The 16751-nt window shown below is 63.3% G+C and carries 15 protein-coding genes; 7 read left to right on the forward strand and 8 right to left on the reverse strand.

Annotated elements, in window-relative coordinates; all coding sequences use genetic code 11:
- Window positions 1-43: 43 nt before the first annotated feature.
- Both ICJ04_RS12900 and ICJ04_RS12905 read left to right on the forward strand, forming a co-directional pair.
- A complete protein-coding gene (locus ICJ04_RS12900; RefSeq protein ID WP_188327330.1) occupies window positions 44-1015 on the forward strand; it encodes a L,D-transpeptidase in 972 nt (323 codons plus the stop codon).
- 4 nt (window positions 1016-1019) lie between these two features.
- Window positions 1020-1709, forward strand: a complete 690-nt coding sequence (locus tag ICJ04_RS12905) for a M23 family metallopeptidase (protein WP_188324627.1) — start codon at window positions 1020-1022, stop codon at window positions 1707-1709.
- A gap of 77 nt (window positions 1710-1786) precedes the next feature.
- Here ICJ04_RS12905 and ICJ04_RS12910 read toward each other — a convergent pair whose 3' ends face one another.
- Together ICJ04_RS12910 and ICJ04_RS12915 are read right to left on the reverse strand one after the other, a co-directional pair.
- The gene (locus ICJ04_RS12910; protein WP_188324628.1) at window positions 1787-2221 is read right to left on the reverse strand and encodes a pyridoxamine 5'-phosphate oxidase family protein; all 435 of its coding nucleotides are present in this window, start codon (window positions 2219-2221) and stop codon (window positions 1787-1789) included.
- A 331-nt stretch (window positions 2222-2552) separates the two neighbouring features.
- A complete protein-coding gene (locus ICJ04_RS12915) occupies window positions 2553-2840 on the reverse strand; it encodes a hypothetical protein (RefSeq protein ID WP_188324629.1) in 288 nt (95 codons plus the stop codon).
- Window positions 2841-3625: 785 nt separating this feature from the next.
- Between ICJ04_RS12915 and ICJ04_RS12920 the strand changes: the two genes are divergently transcribed.
- Window positions 3626-6142 (forward strand): tetratricopeptide repeat protein, encoded by a 2517-nt coding sequence (locus tag ICJ04_RS12920; RefSeq protein ID WP_188324630.1) that lies wholly within the window; start codon window positions 3626-3628, stop codon window positions 6140-6142.
- Between the two features lie 246 nt (window positions 6143-6388).
- Here the strand turns inward: ICJ04_RS12920 and ICJ04_RS12925 are convergent, their stop codons facing one another.
- The 5 genes from ICJ04_RS12925 to hflK all read right to left on the reverse strand — a co-directional run bounded on the left by ICJ04_RS12925 (window position 6389) and on the right by hflK (window position 12487).
- On the reverse strand, window positions 6389-7681 hold the full coding sequence (locus ICJ04_RS12925; protein WP_188324631.1) for an adenylosuccinate synthase: 1293 nt from the start codon (window positions 7679-7681) through the stop codon (window positions 6389-6391).
- A gap of 207 nt (window positions 7682-7888) precedes the next feature.
- Window positions 7889-10027 carry a M13-type metalloendopeptidase gene (locus tag ICJ04_RS12930; protein WP_188324632.1) on the reverse strand — a complete coding sequence of 713 codons (2139 nt, stop codon included), beginning with the start codon at window positions 10025-10027 and terminating at the stop codon, window positions 7889-7891.
- A 212-nt stretch (window positions 10028-10239) separates the two neighbouring features.
- Window positions 10240-10425: a DUF2065 family protein gene (locus tag ICJ04_RS12935; protein WP_188324633.1), complete on the reverse strand. Its 186-nt coding sequence runs from the start codon at window positions 10423-10425 to the stop codon at window positions 10240-10242.
- A gap of 68 nt (window positions 10426-10493) precedes the next feature.
- Window positions 10494-11357: a protease modulator HflC gene (locus ICJ04_RS12940; protein WP_188324634.1), complete on the reverse strand. Its 864-nt coding sequence runs from the start codon at window positions 11355-11357 to the stop codon at window positions 10494-10496.
- Window positions 11354-12487 carry an FtsH protease activity modulator HflK gene (gene hflK / locus ICJ04_RS12945; RefSeq protein ID WP_188324635.1) on the reverse strand — a complete coding sequence of 378 codons (1134 nt, stop codon included), beginning with the start codon at window positions 12485-12487 and terminating at the stop codon, window positions 11354-11356. The genes ICJ04_RS12940 and hflK overlap by 4 nt, the downstream gene beginning before the upstream one ends.
- A gap of 143 nt (window positions 12488-12630) precedes the next feature.
- Here hflK and ICJ04_RS12950 point away from each other — a divergent pair, with 143 nt between their 5' ends.
- The gene (locus ICJ04_RS12950) at window positions 12631-13626 is read left to right on the forward strand and encodes a YhdH/YhfP family quinone oxidoreductase (protein WP_188324636.1); all 996 of its coding nucleotides are present in this window, start codon (window positions 12631-12633) and stop codon (window positions 13624-13626) included.
- A gap of 89 nt (window positions 13627-13715) precedes the next feature.
- Complete coding sequence (gene pilH, locus ICJ04_RS12955; protein WP_188324637.1) at window positions 13716-14087, forward strand: twitching motility response regulator PilH; 372 nt, start codon at window positions 13716-13718, stop codon at window positions 14085-14087.
- 447 nt (window positions 14088-14534) lie between these two features.
- Here the strand turns inward: pilH and ICJ04_RS12960 are convergent, their stop codons facing one another.
- A complete protein-coding gene (locus ICJ04_RS12960) occupies window positions 14535-15431 on the reverse strand; it encodes a DnaJ C-terminal domain-containing protein (protein WP_188324638.1) in 897 nt (298 codons plus the stop codon).
- 195 nt (window positions 15432-15626) lie between these two features.
- Between ICJ04_RS12960 and ICJ04_RS12965 the strand changes: the two genes are divergently transcribed.
- Window positions 15627-16109, forward strand: a complete 483-nt coding sequence (locus tag ICJ04_RS12965; RefSeq protein WP_188324639.1) for a peroxiredoxin — start codon at window positions 15627-15629, stop codon at window positions 16107-16109.
- Window positions 16110-16153: 44 nt separating this feature from the next.
- Window positions 16154-16723 (forward strand): ferritin-like domain-containing protein, encoded by a 570-nt coding sequence (locus tag ICJ04_RS12970; RefSeq protein ID WP_188324640.1) that lies wholly within the window; start codon window positions 16154-16156, stop codon window positions 16721-16723.
- Window positions 16724-16751: the final 28 nt, after the last annotated feature.

Consider the following 16751-nt stretch of genomic DNA (forward strand, 5'->3'; position numbering starts at 1 on the left):
TAACGGGCATGGTGGGGGTATTCGATGAAGGAAAACATCCATGATGCCCAAGCGCCTCCGCCTCACCTGCCTGCTCGCCGCCTGCATGGGCCTGACCGCCGCGCCGTTCGCCATGGCCCAGGCGCCCGCCGCCGCCGCCCCCACCCAAGCGCCGGCCAGCGAGCCGGTGAACATCGAGCCACGCTCGCCGCTGCATGCGCAGGTGCTGCTGGACCGCGCCAACTTCTCGCCCGGTCAGATCGATGGCGAGGTCGGATCCAACCAGCGTCGCGCAGTGTCGGGTTTCCAGGCCGCCCATGGGCTGAAGGTCACCGGTGAGCTGGACGATGAAACGTGGACGGCCCTGCAGGCCGACAGCACCAACATGCTCACGCGCTACACGCTGACCGCAGAAGATGTGGCCGGGCCGTTCCAGCCCACCCCGAAGGGCCCTGCCGCACAGGCGAAATTGAAGGCCCTGGGCTTCGGCACGGTGGAAGAGGCACTGGGTGAGCGCTTCCACGCATCGCCGGCGCTGCTGAAAGCGCTCAACCCCGGCATCAACCTCGGCCAAGCGGGCGCCACGATCCAGGTACCGAATATCGGCAGCGGCGCGCTGCCCAAGGCAGCGAAGATACTGATCGACAAATCGGACTCCACCCTGCAGTTGCTTGACGACCAAGGGAAGGTACTGGCGCAGGTTCCGGTGTCTTCCGGCAGCCAGCACGATCCGCTGCCGATCGGTGAATGGAAGATTCTTGGCGTAGCGCGTGACCCCACCTTCCACTACAACCCGAAGCTGTTCTGGGACGCAAAAAAGGGCGATACCAAGCAGACGCTGCCGCCGGGCCCGAACAATCCGGTGGGCGTGGTCTGGATTGACATCTCCAAGCCGCATTACGGGCTGCACGGTACCCCCGAGCCGGGCCACGTCGGCAAAACGGAATCGCACGGCTGCGTACGCATGACGAACTGGGATGCGATGCGCGTTGCCGATGCCGTGGGACCGTCGTTGACTGTCGTGATGCAGGAGTGACCGCATGCGCGTGATGCCGTTGATTGCAGTGGGGCTGGTGGTAGGCATCGGCGTCGGCTGGTGGCTGTTCGACACGCGGGGCGATGCGGTGGACATCGCGCCCGTGGATCCGGCGACCGTGATCGCCGACCCTGAGACGGCGGCTGCCGGCGTACCGGGCGCGGTCGCGCCCGAGGCGGTCCCCGTGGCAGGCGCACCGCCGGTTACTGCCCCGCCCGTGGCGAGCGCGTCTGCCATGCCGCCGCCTGCGTCGGTGGCGTCGGGCAGTGGCCTGCTGCTGCCGGTCCAAGGTATCCAGCCATCGCAGTTGCAGGACACGTTTACCGACGCCCGGAGCGAAGGCCGGGTGCATGATGCGATCGACATCATGGCGGCGGAAGGCACGCCCGTGCTGGCGGTGGCCGATGGCCAGGTCGAAAAGCTGTTCGACAGCGATAAAGGAGGGCTGACGATGTATCAGTTCGACCCCGACGGTGTGCATTGCTATTACTACGCGCATCTGCAGCGGTATGCGGATGGCTTGGCGGAGAAGAAGCAGATCAAGCGGGGCGAGGTGATCGGGTATGTCGGCAGCACCGGCAACGCGAACAAAGACGCGCCCCACCTGCACTTCGAGATCCACCTGTTGGGGCCTGAAAAGCAGTGGTGGAAGGGCGAGTCGATCAATCCGTATCCGCTGCTGACCGCACGCTAGCGCCGCGAGCGGTGCTCAGCGGACGGGTTCCGCCGAGCACCGCTGCGCTCGCCGACCGTGGGTCGGCGCTACCAGTGTCAGATCGTGATTTCGCCGTTTTCTTCGCCGTCCCACCACGTGAGGCGAGCGGCGCGGACGTGCAGCAACACGATGCCGGGGGTATCGATACCCTGCTCGAACCAGCGCTCAAGGTCGTCCACCCAATGCTCGGCAAAGGTGGCCTTGTCGGTATGCAGATGGCAGTGCCCTTGCACGGCAATGAAGATCGGCGGCTTGCCCAGCAGGGACTTCGCGCCGGTGAACGACAACCCGACCTTCGGGTCGCGCCGGATGTCGGCGACCAGGCGCGTGTTTTCATAGGTGAAGAACCAGCTGTCGCCGTCGTAGTCCACGTCGCCGTTGTTGCTCATCGGCCGGGCCGCCAGTTCACCGCCGTCGGTGATCGTCTGCAGCATGACGAAATCGATGTCGGCCATCTTCTTGGCCAGGTCCTGCAGCGTCTTCGTGTTCATGGGGCGGTCTCGCGTCGGTGGTTGGTCCGAGGGTGGACAGCTCGCTGTAAACCGCCCGTGCACGAACAGCGACGGCGGCGTGCGCAGGGTCACCCGATCACCCCGTAGAGCACCCCGAGCCCGAACAACGACGCCACGACGGCCACCGACGCCAGGACCACGGCGATCATTTCGAGGCGCGCTGGTGTACAGACCCTTCGGCGGGGCCCGCGCACTCAACGCCGCCCATGCACGGCGTCGCAGGCGGTCTGGGCCAGCTGCCGTCCGGCCTGCAGCAGCGCGCCCTGCAGATGATCGCCAAGCTGCTGCTCCGGCCCGGCGTGCTGCCGGGTCAGATGGGCAGCGTGCAGAATCTGCAGGATGCCGTGCAGCCCCTGCAGGCTGCGACTGGCCAGCGCCAGATCACCGCAGCGCCCCAGCCCCAGGCCTTCCTCTTCCCACAGCGTACCGTCCGCACTTTCGCCAGGGTGAGATGGGCCATCAGCGCGGGGGTGGGATCGCCCATGCCCTGTGCTTTGAGGGTTGTTTCCAGACGCTCGGCCAAGTGGCGCGGGATATCGAGCACGGCATCGCCGATGAGGGCATGGAGCCGTGCGCCGGGGGGAGAGAATTCACCCATGGAATGCCTGTCCTTCGCTGTGGCCACCCGCAGGATGCGGGGTGGCGGACGGTGCGGGTTGGCATACCGGAGCTTTCAATCACCATCAAACCGGCGGATCGGGTAAGGATCCCCACGCACCGCCCGCCGTAAGCCGGCAGGACGATGCATTCTCCGCCGTCCCCGAAGGGCCACAACAGAGATGGTGATTTGAAAACTAACGGAATGCCAATCCCGGCTGGAATTGTTGATTCCAGCCTTTCTATTATTGATCGCAAATTGCGCCGGGGCTATGGGCAAATGTGCAAAACGACACATACCTATATCAGTGACCGACAGCCTCGCTTAGCACGGGACTATCGAGCACGCGCGGCTTTGATTCGAAGCAATCCAGAACCTCACCAAGCGCACATTCGCATACGCTAGCTGACAGCGCCACTCGCCTCTAGGACCCGAGCCATACGCCGTATCCCGTGAAGCATGGCATGTGAAGGACCTGACGGGCGCATGAAAGCGTCGCTCATTAACCGACATCAGTTATCATCGCCTCGCCGCAGAATCGGATCCGTGCGAAACCTTGAGCAATGAACCTTCTTCAGTGCATTGACCTACTCAAGTATCTTCGTGCCCAGCCGATGAATGGCGAGTACCCTGTCACGGTGAGGGCTGAATCATCTTTAAGAACCCTGCAATGACCCCAGTAATCAGCCAGCCAGCGCACGAACAAACCTAAGGACTACTTCCAAATGCCCGCCAGCCTAAGTAGGTTAACCCTGTATTCGCTAATATCAAGCATCGAAATCGATATGCGCGATGTCCTGCAGCGCTTTGCAGGCAATGCCAAATCTCCGGCAGAGTTTTTCGGCAAAGAGCTGCTTGATACAGCTGCAAATAGAGCGGGCGCCGAGCCCATCGGCGACGTGGCATCACCGGAGGTATCTGTACTTCTCGACTATGTCGATTTTGGAGATGTACTTTCACTTAGCAGGCGACATCAATCGATCATGCCAGAGCGATATGCTGACCAAGTTAGATCGCTGCACTCGGAGTTTGAACGCCTCAGCCTCATTCGCAATCGCGTAATGCATTCCAGACCACTGGAATTTGACGACCTAGCTCGCACATCGGATTTAGCACGAGTCTTGCTTCGCGAGCCACAGCATTGGCCACATCTACTCTCAGCTCGCGATGGTCTAGAACGGAATCCCGAGCAGGTCCTAAAACTATCCATCCCTCCTTACACGGAACCAACGAAGATACTACACAACCTTCCGCTTGCTGACTTCGATGAGACTGGATTCATCGGCAGAAAGCAGGTCTTAAGCAATCTGCTCAAAGCCTGCTCAGGCCCGTACCCTGTGATCACAGTTGTTGGTGAGGGCGGCCTTGGAAAAACATCACTAGCACTCAAAGCAGCCTACGAGATTCTAGATTCAAAAAAATTTGAGTTTGAGGCAATCATATTCGTAACAGCAAAGGCCACCCAGCTGACCGCGAACGAAATATCCAGAATAAAGGGAGCAATCAATTCATCATTAGGTCTTATGGAGGCGGCGATTGAGGTTCTTGGCGGGAACTCAGAACAAAAGGACGCCATATCTGACCTTAAGGAGCTCTTAAATACCTTCAAGATTCTTTTGATCATTGATAATCTCGAAACGGTCCTGGACCACCGACTTAAAGATGTACTTGAGGATCTACCGTTCGGCAGCAAAATCCTTATAACCACTCGAATCGGACTTGGGGCCTTCGAGTTTCCTGTGCAGCTACAGGGACTTTCAGACATAGAAGCGGTTCAACTGCTTCGTGCAACCGCAGAGACTCGCGGCAACAATAAGCTAACAAGCGCATCCAACGAGCGCCTTTCTAACTATTGCAAGAGAATGAGAAACAACCCACTTCACATCAAGTGGTTTGTCTCTGCAGTACAGACCGGAAAGCGACCCGAAGAAGTGCTAGCTGACGAATCTCTATTCCTCAAGTTCTGCCTATCAAATGTATTTGACCAGATCAGCGATGACGCCAAATCGATAGTCCGCGCATTACTCTCGCTCGGCGGCAGCTACACAGTCGCTGAACTATCATATTTAACTCAAATTGATGAGGGCAATCTGCTACGTGGCGTACAGGAACTCATGAGAACAAACATGTTCATCATGACGAGCTCCCACCTGGGCAATACTTACGAAAGCAGTTACGAACTATCCCAATTAGCCCGAGCTTACCTCACAAAATTTTATCCCGCAGGAAAGGAAAGGCAACTGCAGTTTATTGCACTCAAGAATAAACTAGTTAGCGCCGGGGAAGAGCAGAAAAAGGCGGCAATCCGAAATCCGCTATCACCTTACACAGTACACACTAGAAGCAGGAGTGACTGGGTTATCGCGAAACATCTGAAAGATGCGCTTAGTTTTGCGAAGGATCGTGATTTTGAGGATGCGCTGAAGCTGGTCGAAAAGGCGAAAATACTTGCACCAGATTTTTATGAGTGCTTTCGCGTGGAGGGGTGGATTAATGCGCTCATGGGCAATGCGAGCGAAGCGTACGACAGCTATGAGCGCGCGATTGCGACCGAACCGGAAGCCCCAAATGCTCGAACAATGTTCGCCGGATTCTTGCTCAGAGACTTGCGTGATGCCGAAAAGGCTGCGGAGCAGCTTGCAATCGCAATGAAACTCGCCCCCCTCAGTCCTGAACCAAAACTAGAATATGCGCGGTGTTGCCTCTACTTGGCGCGCTTTGACGAAGCGAGCGCGATACTTGACGAGCTATCCAAAACTCCAGACTGTCATGAAAGAGTTCGAACCAAAATCGTCGATCTTCAGATCCAGATGTATTGCCGGACCGCCGACTTCCACTCGCAGAATCAGGAGCCAATGAAGGCAATCGACGCCCTCCATAGCTTGAAGGAGTACTTCGACGACATCATCTACCCTGACCCTAAAATGTATGAACGATTGGCGAGAGTGCGACGATCATGCATTCTTTCTAGAAATTCCGTCCAACCTGGATCTCCGCATCATGTAAAGGCTGAGGAAGCGCTGCTTTGGATAGACACCAAATGCTCCGAGCATGAAACCGTAAACTCCGCCAGCAGCATCGGCGGAGAGCTTGACCTCTCAATTAGGGGCACGATAGCGCGCATACACAGCAGTCAAAAGTTCGGCTTCATCAGAACAACCGAGGGTGAGGAAATATTCTTCCACGTCACCGGGGTAGCAGATGAGGAGGTCCTGGCAGTCGGAGTGGGTGCTCGAGTGCGATTTCACTTATCTGTGGACTACATGAATAGAGCCGTGGCGATCGACATTCAGAGAACGTAGAAACGCACATGCAGTCGTGCCACTCATCGTAATCTCTACAAAGACATGCACCTGCGCCGGGGCGTTCGATCCTTCCAGGGTCCGAAATCTCTCACTTACGCGCTATTGGAGCGTTTATGTCGCACGTCGCTACATGCTGCAGGGCCGACGTGTAAAACGGCAGAGGGCGTGACGACCGCTGGTCGCCACGCCCTCCGTGTGAAGCCCGCCGAGCAGGGCTCGGCGCTACCGCGTCATTGCCTGGGATCAGGCGAACGGGTCCTGCAGCACCATCGTGTGGTCGCGGTCCGGGCCGGTGGACACGATGCTGATCGGGCAACCGGCCAGCTCTTCCAGCGAACGCAGGTAGGCGCGTGCGGCCGGCGGCAGGTCGTCCCAGGTGGTGATGCCGTGGGTGTTCTCGGTCCAGCCCGGGAACTCCAGGTACACCGGCGTGCACTCTTCCCAGCCCTGCCCGTCCAGCGGCGCGTACTCGGTACGCTTGCCACGGTATTCGTAAGCGATGCAGATCTTCAGCTTTTCCATGCCATCCAGCACGTCCAGCTTGGTGATGCACAGGCCGCTGATGCCATTGATGGCGACCGCGCGCTTCAGCGCCACGATGTCCATCCAGCCGCAACGACGCGGGCGACCGGTGGACGCACCGTACTCCGCGCCGCGGTCACGGATGCCCTGGCCGATTTCGTCGTCCAGTTCGGTCGGGAACGGGCCACCGCCCACGCGCGTTGCGTAGGCCTTGGCGATGCCCAGCACGTAGTCGATGGAATCAGCGCCGACGCCGGCACCGGCCAGTGCACCACCGACGGTGGTGTTGGAGCTGGTGACGTACGGATAGGTGCCGTGGTCGATGTCCAGCAGCGCGCCCTGCGCACCCTCGAACAGCACCCGCTTACCCTGCTTGCGCAGGTCATGCAGGATGCCGGCCACGTCGGACTTCATCGGCTGCACGTACTCGCCGAAGGCCAGCGCTTCATCGAAGGTCTGCTGGAAATCGACGGCATCGGTGCCCAGGTACTTGGTCAGCACGAAGTTGTGGTAATCCAGCGCGGTGCGCAGCAGCTCTTCCAGCTGCGCCGGGTAATGCAGGTCGGCGATGCGGATGCCGCGACGCGCCACCTTGTCTTCGTATGCCGGGCCGATGCCACGGCCGGTGGTGCCGATCGCCTTGCCACCGGCAGCGCGTTCGCGCGCCTGGTCCAGGGCGATGTGGTACGGCATGATCAGCGGTGCCGCCGGGGAGATCTTCAGGCGCGAGCGCACTTCCACGCCGGAGGTTTCCAGCTCGGCGATTTCTTTCTGCAGCGCGGCCGGGGAGATCACCACGCCATTGCCGATCAGGCACAGCGCATCAGGACGCAGGATGCCCGACGGGATCAGGTGCAGCACGGTCTTCTTGCCGTTGATGACCAGCGTGTGGCCGGCATTGTGGCCGCCCTGGAAACGTACTACGGCACCGATTTCCTCGGTGAGCAGATCGACGATCTTGCCCTTGCCTTCATCGCCCCACTGGGCACCAAGCACTACGACAGACTGACCCATGACGGGCTCCTCGAATTGTGTGCGGCCATCGGGGCCGCTGACGGGTAAACCGTGGCAGGACAGGCCAGCGCGGGATGGCGGCTCCAACGGGGAGGCGCCAGCGAAGGAAGGTCCCGGACACAGAAAAAGCCGAACGGGAGGGCCCGTCCGGCTTTTGTGCATTATCCGGGTTTCAGGGGGCAGGTGCCACCCCGGCCGGGGTACGGGTCAGCCACGGTTGGGGTCGGTCGTACCGGCGGCAGCGTCGCGCACGGGGAATAGATACTCGAAGGGCTGGGCGGGGCGCGGCGTGCAACCGAAGGCGCTGTCGAAGCCCTGCACGAATCGGGCCAACCCCGCGCGAAACGGGCCCGGCGGGTGGTCATCTTCGGCAACCTGCCGCCGCAGTTGCCGCTCGGTGGGATTGGCGGCGTGCAGGCCTGCGGCGGCAAGAAAAAAGCGCTGTAGATCGTACGACTCCCCTGCCGCCTCGGCCTCGGCCTGCCCGGCGCGTCGCGCCCCACTGATACCGCGCAGGTCACACGCGGCTTCTTCCTGCACGCGCGTGGCGTTCAGATGGGTGTGGTCTATCCACATGTCCCCGATACGTTGTCGGATGGCGGTGTCTTCGCGTGCCATCAGCGCTTCCGCCTCGGGGCTCAGGTCGCGCGCTTCGCCCAGCAGGTGCGCGATCTCATGCCCCAGCATGAAACCCAGCAAGCCCCAGCGCTCCTCACGGGATGAACCAAGGTGCTCAAGGCTGCCCAGCAGCGCCGGCGAAAGCACGACCCGTTCGTCGATCACGTTCGTCCCGAGCGAGAGGTGATGCGCAGGTCCCGCAAGGAGGGAATCGGTGGGGCCTTCAATGATGGACAGATCGTTGCGGGTCGCGAGCGCGTCCAGCGCCTGCATGTTGGCAAGGTGCGAGGCCGAGCCGATGAATCCGTCCCAGGGAACCTGCTGGCCTGCGTCGTCGAATACCAGCTGGACGGCTTCGAGCGCGGCGTGCAGCGAGGCGCGGTCCGCATCGGGCAACGCGGACATTGCCAGTTCTTCAATGAACACCTGGCGGATCGCATCGAACATCGCCAACGCCGGCGCGGTCAGCGCCGGTGCCATGCGCTGGCTGTACCACGCACTGAGCAGCAACCTGCCGCCGCGGCTTTCATCCAGTTGTTTCAACCGCGCTGGCGGTTCGACACTCCCCAGCAGATACCCCTGTGCGCGACGCGCCTGGTGGTACTGCAGGAATGCCCGCCAATCGGCAAGCGGGCGCCGTTGCAGCATCACGTCAAGCTTCCTGCAACTCTCCATGGTGATGTACAGCGACGTCATCGGATCCAGGCCCAGCGTTTGCCAGACGGTCTGCCAGGCAAAACCCGGCAGCGCCGCCTCGGCTTGGGTAAGCGTGTAGGAATTCACCTGCACAGGGGCGTGGGCCAGCGTGCGCTCCATCTCCAGCACCGTGTCTGCGGCCGCAGCCGCGTCGGTGGGCGCCATGCCGGACGTGCGCAGCAGGTCGGCAATGCGATCACGGTAAGCCAGCACATCGGGATGCGAAGGGGGCAGGCCGTACACCGCACCATCCGGGCTGCCAAGCGCGAAACCTGCGGCCAGCACGCCGTTGAGAAAGAAGCGCTGCAGGCCGAGCACCGACTCCTGCCCTCGCAGCATGCCCTGGCATATGTGGTGCTCGATGTCGGCTCGGCTGGCGAGCGCGGCAATGGCATCGCGCTGCGGCCGGAAATGCGACCATCCCCGGCCCGCCGGATCGGCGGCGGCGGCCCAGGTTGCGGCAAGTGCGGCCTCGGCGCCCCCCGCTGCAGTGGATGCCTGCTGCGCCAGCGGCAGCAACGACTCGCTGGCGTGATGACGCATTTCCGCGAAGCGGGTCGGGATCTCACGGCCCGGTGGGTGCTGCAGTTTCCAGAAGCCGTTGACGTAGCTGTCGAGCTGGCCGCAGGGGGTGGCGAACCACGCGGCGATGCCTTGCCACAGCAGTGAACTGCCGGCGCCGCCGCTCTCTTCGGCCACCGCGAGCGCTTCGGCATTGGCGAGCATTTCCAGCGGCTGCACCAACGGGTTGAACAGATCCGGGTGGAAGGCCTGCGGAAGTGGTGCGGCAGGTGTCGGTGCAGCGGCAGGCACGCAGCGCACGGAGTGCGGGCGCACGGCGGCCCGCAGGGATGACCCCGCCGGTGGGGGCCTCGGTGGCAGGGCCGTATCGTCTCGCCGCATGCCGGCCCGCGCCCCCAGTGACGCCGCCTGCTGCCCTGCCAGCAACACGACCGTGCCCAGCGTCAGCGCGCTGCGCAGATCCCAGGACCGGTTGCCGACAAAGCCAAGGCCGGGCACTCGTTTCGGCATGCGGCCTGCACGCCCTGAAACGGGCTGGCGGTGCGCTTCCCTCGCGACCTCATTGTTCCCCTGACGTGCGCGAACATCCCCCACTGCAATCGGCATCGTTCCACCTCCTGACCAGGAAGCTCCAACCCTAGTGAAGGTGCGTCAGGCGTCATAGGGACGCATGCGTCAATGAGCGGGAACTGGCAGTGGGGTGCGTGTCAGTAGGGTGCGTGTCAGTGCCGCACCCACCACAGCAGGCTCAAGCCCGCCAGCAACACCAGTCCGCCAAAACTGCGCAGCGCCGGACCGGGCAGGTCCAGCAGGCGCGCGGCCATGCGCTTCCACGCCAGCGGCGCGGCGAACAGCAGCAGACCTTCCAGCACGGCCACCAGGCACAGCGCGGCGAACAGGTCTTTCATCCGGTTTGAACTCCACGAAAAGCACGAGGCCCGGACATGCCGGGCCCCGTACGAAGCAACTACAGAACTTACTTGTCGCTCTTCAGGTACTGCAGGAACGGATCATTCTTGTCCAGCACGATCACGCCATTACCATCGGTCAACGAGTTGCGGTATGCCTCAAGGCTGCGCGTGAACGCGTAGAACGAGGGATCGGCCGAACCCGCCTGCCCGTAGATGCGCGTGGCATCGGCATCGCCCTCGCCTCGCATCCGTTGGGCATCACGCTCGGCAACGGCCACCAGCACCGTGGCCTCACGATCGGCCTGGGCACGGATGGTCAGCGCCTGTTCCTCGCCTTCCGCCCGCAGCTTCGCGGCTTCCTGCTTGCGCTGTGCACGCATGCGCTCGTACACATCATTGATCACCTGGCTGTCGGTCGGCAGGTCGATCTGCTTGATGCGCAGGTCGATGATCTGCATGCCCAGGCCCTTCACCGCCTCGTTGATGCCGGTCAGCTGATCGGCGATCAGTTCGCTGCGGTCACCCGATACCAGCTCGGTCAACGAACGCGAGTTGATCTGGTTGCGCAGCGAGTCGGTGATGATCGGTGCAAGGCGGGCATTGGCCACGCGCGGATCGCCACCGGTGGCGCGGAAATAATCGCCCACGTTGGAGATGTACCCGATGGCGAAGAAGTCAACGCTGACATCCTTCTGCTCGGCGGTGAAATACCGCGCCGGTGCCGTGTCGAGCACCTGGAAACGGCGATCGAACACGCGCACGCTTTCCACCAGCGGCACCTTGAAATGCAGGCCCGGCTTGATGTCCGCACGGACCACACGGCCCAGATTCAGCACCATGCCGGTCTGGTCCTCACGGACCACGAACACCGAACCCAGCAGGCCGAACAGGATCACGACCACCAGGCCGATCCACAGTGAACTCCTCATTGGCTGCCCTCCTCACGGCCGTTCGGTCGACCCGTCGGACGGCCCACCGGCCGACCTGGATCACGCGGAGCGGTCGTTGCACTGCCGGTCACGGCAGGCAGCACGACATCCGGATTCGTCAATGGCAGCTGCGCCGCACCGGTCGGGCGCGTTTCACCCGGGAACGGTACGTACAGCACCTGGCGGCTGTCGCCACCGATCACCTTGCGGTTTTCAGCCAGCACCTGCTCCACCGTTTCCAGCCACAGGCGCTTGCGGGTCACGTCCGGCGAGTTCTTGTACTGCTGCTGCAGCAGGGTGAAGCGCTGGGCATCACCCTCTGCACGCGAGACCACTGCCGCCTTGTAGCCTTCGGCCGTGGTACGGGTACGTGCGGACTGGCCGCGCGCTTCCGGAACCACCTTCGCTGCATAGGCCTGCGCCTCGTTGATCAGACGCTCCTTGACCTGCTGCGCACCATTGACCTCGTCGAAGGCCGGCTTCACTTCTTCCGGCGGACGCGCGTCAGGCAGGGTCAGACCGGTCACCGTCACACCGGTGCGGTACGCGGCCAGCAGGGTCTGCAGGCGCGTTTCGGCCGCCGTCGCCAGCGGGCCGCGGTTGTTGAGCACCGAGTTCAGGTCGGCACGGCCGACCTCTTCACGCACCGCACTCTGCGACGACTGCTCCAGTACCTGGTTGGCATCGAATGTGCCGAACAGGAACAGGCGCGGGTCGTCGATGCGGTACTGCACGTTGAGCGAGACGTTGACGATGTTCTCGTCGCGGGTCAGCACCGGCACCGAGATCGAGAACGTCTTGATCTCCGTGGCATTGACCTTGGTCACCGACTCGATCGGCCACGGCAGCTTGAAGTTCGGGCCGGGCTGCAGGATGCGCGAGAACTGGCCGAAGCGCAGGACCACGCCCCGCTGTTGTTCGCCTATCAGCTGGAAGCTGGAGAACAGCAACAGCAGGACCGCCGCGATCGCGATCCAGCGGACGATGCCTCCATCGAACATTTCCTTCAACGGCCCCGGGAACCCACCCCAGCCACCACCAAATCCGCCGCCGCGGGGCTTGGAAGGCCCCCGCCGGTTGTCTTCGGGACGTTGTCCGTCCCTGTTGCCGCCGGGTGTATTCCAGGCCATGCACGCTCCATCTGTATTGGGCCGCGCCACGGGCCCTTCCCGTGACACCAGCCTTGTACCGGTTTCCCTGATTCTACAAGATGGGGCGGATCAGGAGGATTGGAAGGGGGTAAGGTGATATTTCCCCGTCAGCGAGCGTTGCAATGTCCCTCCCCGCGTCTTTCACCGCCTTCCGTATCCACCAGGACGACCACGGCCATCGTAGCGGCCTGGAATCGATAGGCCTGGATGACCTGTCCGCCGGGCAGGTGCTGGTGCGGGCGAACTGGTCCTCGGTGAACTACAAGGACGCCCTGGCCGGCACGGGCAAGGGCCGTATCCTGCGGCGCTTCCCGCTGGTGGGAGGAATCGATGTCGCCGGCACGGTGGTCGCCTCCACGGATCCGGCCTGGCGTGAGGGCGATGCCGTACTGGCGACCGGATGTGGGTTGAGTGAGACCCGCGACGGGGGCTACAGCCCGTACGTGCGCCTGGAGTCCAGCGCCGTCATCGCGCAGCCGTCCGGCCTGTCCCCGCGCGAGGCGATGGTCATCGGCACCGCCGGATTCACGGCCGCGCTGGCGTTGCTGCGCATGCAGGACAACCGGCTCACCCCCGCTCATGGTCCCTTGGCGGTGACCGGTGCCAGCGGCGGCGTTGGCTGTCTGGCCGTGGATATCTTCAGCCGCGCGGGGTATGCCGTGCATGCGATCAGTGGCAAGCCCGGCCAAGCCGACTGGCTGCGCTCGCTGGGCGCCACCGAGGTGCTGCCGCGTGAGGCCCTGGCGGATGCCGGGCCGCTGCAGTCGGCGCGTTTCGGCGGCGGCCTGGACAGTGCAGGCGGGACGATGCTGACCAGCCTGCTGGCCCAGACAGTACCCTACGGCAGCGTGGTCAGCGCCGGTCTCGCTGCGGGTCCATCGCTGGAGATGACCGTCATGCCCTTCATCCTGCGGGGGGTGTCACTGCTTGGCGTGTCCTCGGCCAATGCACCCCGCCCGCTCCGCGAACAGGTCTGGGCGCAGCTGGGCACGGCCTGGCGTCCCGCACACCTCGATGCCATCTGCACACGGGAAGTGGTGCTCGCCGACCTGCCCGAGGTCTTCGATGGAATGCTGGCCGGGGGATCGACGGGGCGCACGGTCGTGCGGATCGACTGAACGTTGCAGGCGGGCGACGGACGGTGCGGCCTTTGCTTCACCCTGCCATGAGCGGCGCACTACACTGCTGGCATCACTTGGGGAACAACATGGCACGCATCCTTATCGTCGACGATTCGCCGTCGCAGCTGTTGGGGATACAGCGCATCGTCGAAAAACTCGGCCACGAGATCCTGACCGCCACCGACGGTGCTGCGGGCGTGGAAGCAGCACGCGCCGCGCTGCCCGATCTGGTCCTGATGGATGTGGTGATGCCCAACCTCAACGGGTTCCAGGCAACGCGCACGCTGGCCCGCGACGCATCCACGCGGCACATCCCGGTGATCCTGGTCACGACCAAGGATCAGGACACCGACCGCATGTGGGGCATGCGCCAAGGCGCGAAGGCGTACATCACCAAGCCGTTCTCGGAAGATGAGCTGTCCGAGGTGCTGGAGCGGGTGTTCGCCGGGCAGCCCTGACGGCTGGTCGAACGGGTGAGACCCCCTCGCGGTGTGCTGAAGAGCCGAATCTCATGCTGGGGCCGGGCGGTGGGGCTGGGCGGGGGACGACAAGAGCCGCATCCATGCGGGCCTCGTTTCGCGCCATCCATGGCGCTCAACGCCCCCGCCCAGCCCCACCGCCCGGCCCCCTGACAGGTTCCGTGGCCGCCCGCCGCGTATGAAAAGAAAGAAAAGCGGTAGCGCCGACCCATGGTCGGCGAGCGCAGCGGGCCGTTGGCGGAGACATTCCGCCGAGCACGGCTCGGCGCTACAGATAGCGATAATCCGTCGGGTGGAGGGAGCCCCTGAGTCAGGGGCGGCGGCGAAGCGGCGGGGTGTGGATGCTGGTGAGACGGGGCCCACGGTTTGCGCAGCAAAGCGTGGGAGCGGCAGCGCGAATGCGATGACGTGGCCCCCCACGCACCCTTACACCGATTCGCCGAACGCCTTCGCCAGGTTCTGGTAGGCCTTCCTCTGGGCCTCGTCGGTGGCCGCCGGGGCGACGATCTCCAACTCCACGATCTGGTCGCCGTCCGGATTACCCGGCAGCCCGCGCCCGCGCAGGCGCAGCTTGCGGCCCGCATCGGAATCGGCCGCGATCTTCAGGTCAACCGCGCCGCCCAGCGTGGGGACGCTGATGCTGGTGCCCAGTGCCGCCTGCCAGGGGGTCACCTGCAGGGTGTACAGGATGTTGCGCCCGTCGACCTCGAACTGCGGGTGCGCGGCGTATTCCACTTCGAGCAGGAGATTTCCGCCGTCGGTGCCCTGCCCGCCCAGCCGGATGACCTGCCCCGGCTTGATGCCCTTGGGCACACGCACGTCCAGCTGCCGCCCGTTGACGGTGATGCGCAGCGTATCGCCGTTGTAGGCGGCCTCCAGCGGCACCGATAGCTTGGCCCGGGTGTCACGCTGCGGTGCCTGGCCGGCACTGCTGAACCCCGGGCCCGGCCCACGGCCACCGGCGCCGCGCTGGCGGGCGAACAGGCTCTCGAAGAAGTCGCTGAAGCCGCCGTTGGCCGCGCCGCCACCGCCGAATACCTCTTCGAAATTGAAGCCTGCGCCACCGCCGTAGTTCGGCGGCACATTGAATTCTTCGCCAGGCCGGTAGCCCTGCGCGCGCAACTGATCGTAGGCGGCGCGCTTCTGCGGATCCCGCAGGGCCTCGTACGCCTCGTTGATGCCCTTGAACGTGTCTTCCGCCCCGGCCTCCTTGCTGACGTCCGGGTGGAACTTGCGTGCCAGCCGCCGGTAGGCGGTCTTGATCTCGGCCTCGCCTGCGGTCGGCTCGACACCCAGGGTGGCGTAGTAATCCTTGAATTCCATCGTGCTACCTCGATTGATCCGTCGGCACCGGGGGCGCCGACCCATGCATATTCTAGCGGCAGCCGCGTGCGGGGCCGGTCAGCAGCTGCACCGGCGGCGCCTGTTTCGGCAGATGGGCCTCAACGCCGGTTTTTCAATCCGTTGACACCGCCATTCCACGGCCTTGCCTACCCTGCAGGCCTGCAAGGAGACCCCATGAGCATCCGCGTCGGCGACCGCATTCCGGAAGTGACACTCAAGCGTATCCGCGATGGCATCGAAACACTGGATACCCGCGCCCTGTTCGAGGACCGCAAGGTCGTGTTGTTTGCCGTCCCGGGGGCCTTCACCCCGACGTGCTCGGCACAGCACCTGCCCGGCTTCGTCACGCGCTTTCCCGAGTTCCGCCAGCGTGGCATCGAGGTGTACTGCATGGCGGTAAACGACCCCTTCGTGATGAACGCCTGGGGAAAAGACCAGAACGTGCCGGACGGACTGTTGATGTTGTCCGACGGCAATGGCGACTTCAGCCGGGCACTCGATCTGCAGCAGGACGCGAGTGCATCCGGCATGGGTACCCGCTCCCGCCGGTTTGCCCTTTACGTGGAGGACGGCACCGTCCGTGGCGCATGGGTCGATGCGCCGGGCGCGTTCGAGGTGTCCTCCGCCGACCACGTGCTGCAGCAGCTACCCGCGTAGGTCGACGACCACGCGTCCCCCACCGAAAGGAGAAAAGGCCAGCCATGTCAAAGCCAGCCAACCAACCGCATCCCGCCCATCCCGCTGGCATCAGCGACCGCCAGGTACTGCGTGAGAACGCGCGCCGCAATGTGGAAGATGGGGCGATCACCGATTCCTACAGTGCCGACCGCAAGGCCGTCATCAAACTGCTCAACGATGCCCTCGCCACCGAATACGTGTGCGTGCTCCGGTACTACCGCCACTACTTCACCGCCAAGGGGATGTTCGCCGAGTCGGTGAAGGCCGAATTCCTCGAACACGCGCAGCAGGAACAGGCACATGCGGGCAAGTTGGCCGAGCGCATCGTGCAGTTGGGCGGCGAGCCGGATTTCAATCCCGACACGCTGACCGCACGGTCGCATGCCGAATACAAAGAAGGCACCGACCTGCGTGACATGGTCCGTGAGAACCTCATTGCCGAACGCATCGCGATCGACAGCTATCGCGAGATGATCAACTTCGTCGGTGACAAGGACACCACGACCAAGCGCATCCTCGAGGAGATCCTCGCGCAGGAAGAGGAACACGCGGATGAGTTCGCTGACCTGCTGGATGGCTGGATCGGCAAGTAATCCGCCCATGCAGCAGGGCAGTGGGTGA

It is taken from the genome of Stenotrophomonas sp. 169, from assembly GCF_014621775.1.
Taxonomy (GTDB): domain Bacteria; phylum Pseudomonadota; class Gammaproteobacteria; order Xanthomonadales; family Xanthomonadaceae; genus Stenotrophomonas.

Bases quoted from the DNA above. Each gene is read 5' to 3' on its own strand.
- ICJ04_RS12900 (WP_188327330.1), top strand. From the start codon at position 44: ATGCCCAAGCGCCTCCGCCTCACCTGCCTGCTCGCCGCCTGCATGGGC.
- ICJ04_RS12905 (WP_188324627.1), top strand. From the start codon at position 1,020: ATGCGCGTGATGCCGTTGATTGCAGTGGGGCTGGTGGTAGGCATCGGC.
- ICJ04_RS12910 (WP_188324628.1), bottom strand. From the start codon at position 2,221: ATGAACACGAAGACGCTGCAGGACCTGGCCAAGAAGATGGCCGACATC.
- ICJ04_RS12915 (WP_188324629.1), bottom strand. From the start codon at position 2,840: ATGGGTGAATTCTCTCCCCCCGGCGCACGGCTCCATGCCCTCATCGGC.
- ICJ04_RS12920 (WP_188324630.1), top strand. From the start codon at position 3,626: ATGCGCGATGTCCTGCAGCGCTTTGCAGGCAATGCCAAATCTCCGGCA.
- ICJ04_RS12925 (WP_188324631.1), bottom strand. From the start codon at position 7,681: ATGGGTCAGTCTGTCGTAGTGCTTGGTGCCCAGTGGGGCGATGAAGGC.
- ICJ04_RS12930 (WP_188324632.1), bottom strand. From the start codon at position 10,027: ATGCCGAAACGAGTGCCCGGCCTTGGCTTTGTCGGCAACCGGTCCTGG.
- ICJ04_RS12935 (WP_188324633.1), bottom strand. From the start codon at position 10,425: ATGAAAGACCTGTTCGCCGCGCTGTGCCTGGTGGCCGTGCTGGAAGGT.
- ICJ04_RS12940 (WP_188324634.1), bottom strand. From the start codon at position 11,357: ATGAGGAGTTCACTGTGGATCGGCCTGGTGGTCGTGATCCTGTTCGGC.
- hflK (WP_188324635.1), bottom strand. From the start codon at position 12,487: ATGGCCTGGAATACACCCGGCGGCAACAGGGACGGACAACGTCCCGAA.
- ICJ04_RS12950 (WP_188324636.1), top strand. From the start codon at position 12,631: ATGTCCCTCCCCGCGTCTTTCACCGCCTTCCGTATCCACCAGGACGAC.
- pilH (WP_188324637.1), top strand. From the start codon at position 13,716: ATGGCACGCATCCTTATCGTCGACGATTCGCCGTCGCAGCTGTTGGGG.
- ICJ04_RS12960 (WP_188324638.1), bottom strand. From the start codon at position 15,431: ATGGAATTCAAGGATTACTACGCCACCCTGGGTGTCGAGCCGACCGCA.
- ICJ04_RS12965 (WP_188324639.1), top strand. From the start codon at position 15,627: ATGAGCATCCGCGTCGGCGACCGCATTCCGGAAGTGACACTCAAGCGT.
- ICJ04_RS12970 (WP_188324640.1), top strand. From the start codon at position 16,154: ATGTCAAAGCCAGCCAACCAACCGCATCCCGCCCATCCCGCTGGCATC.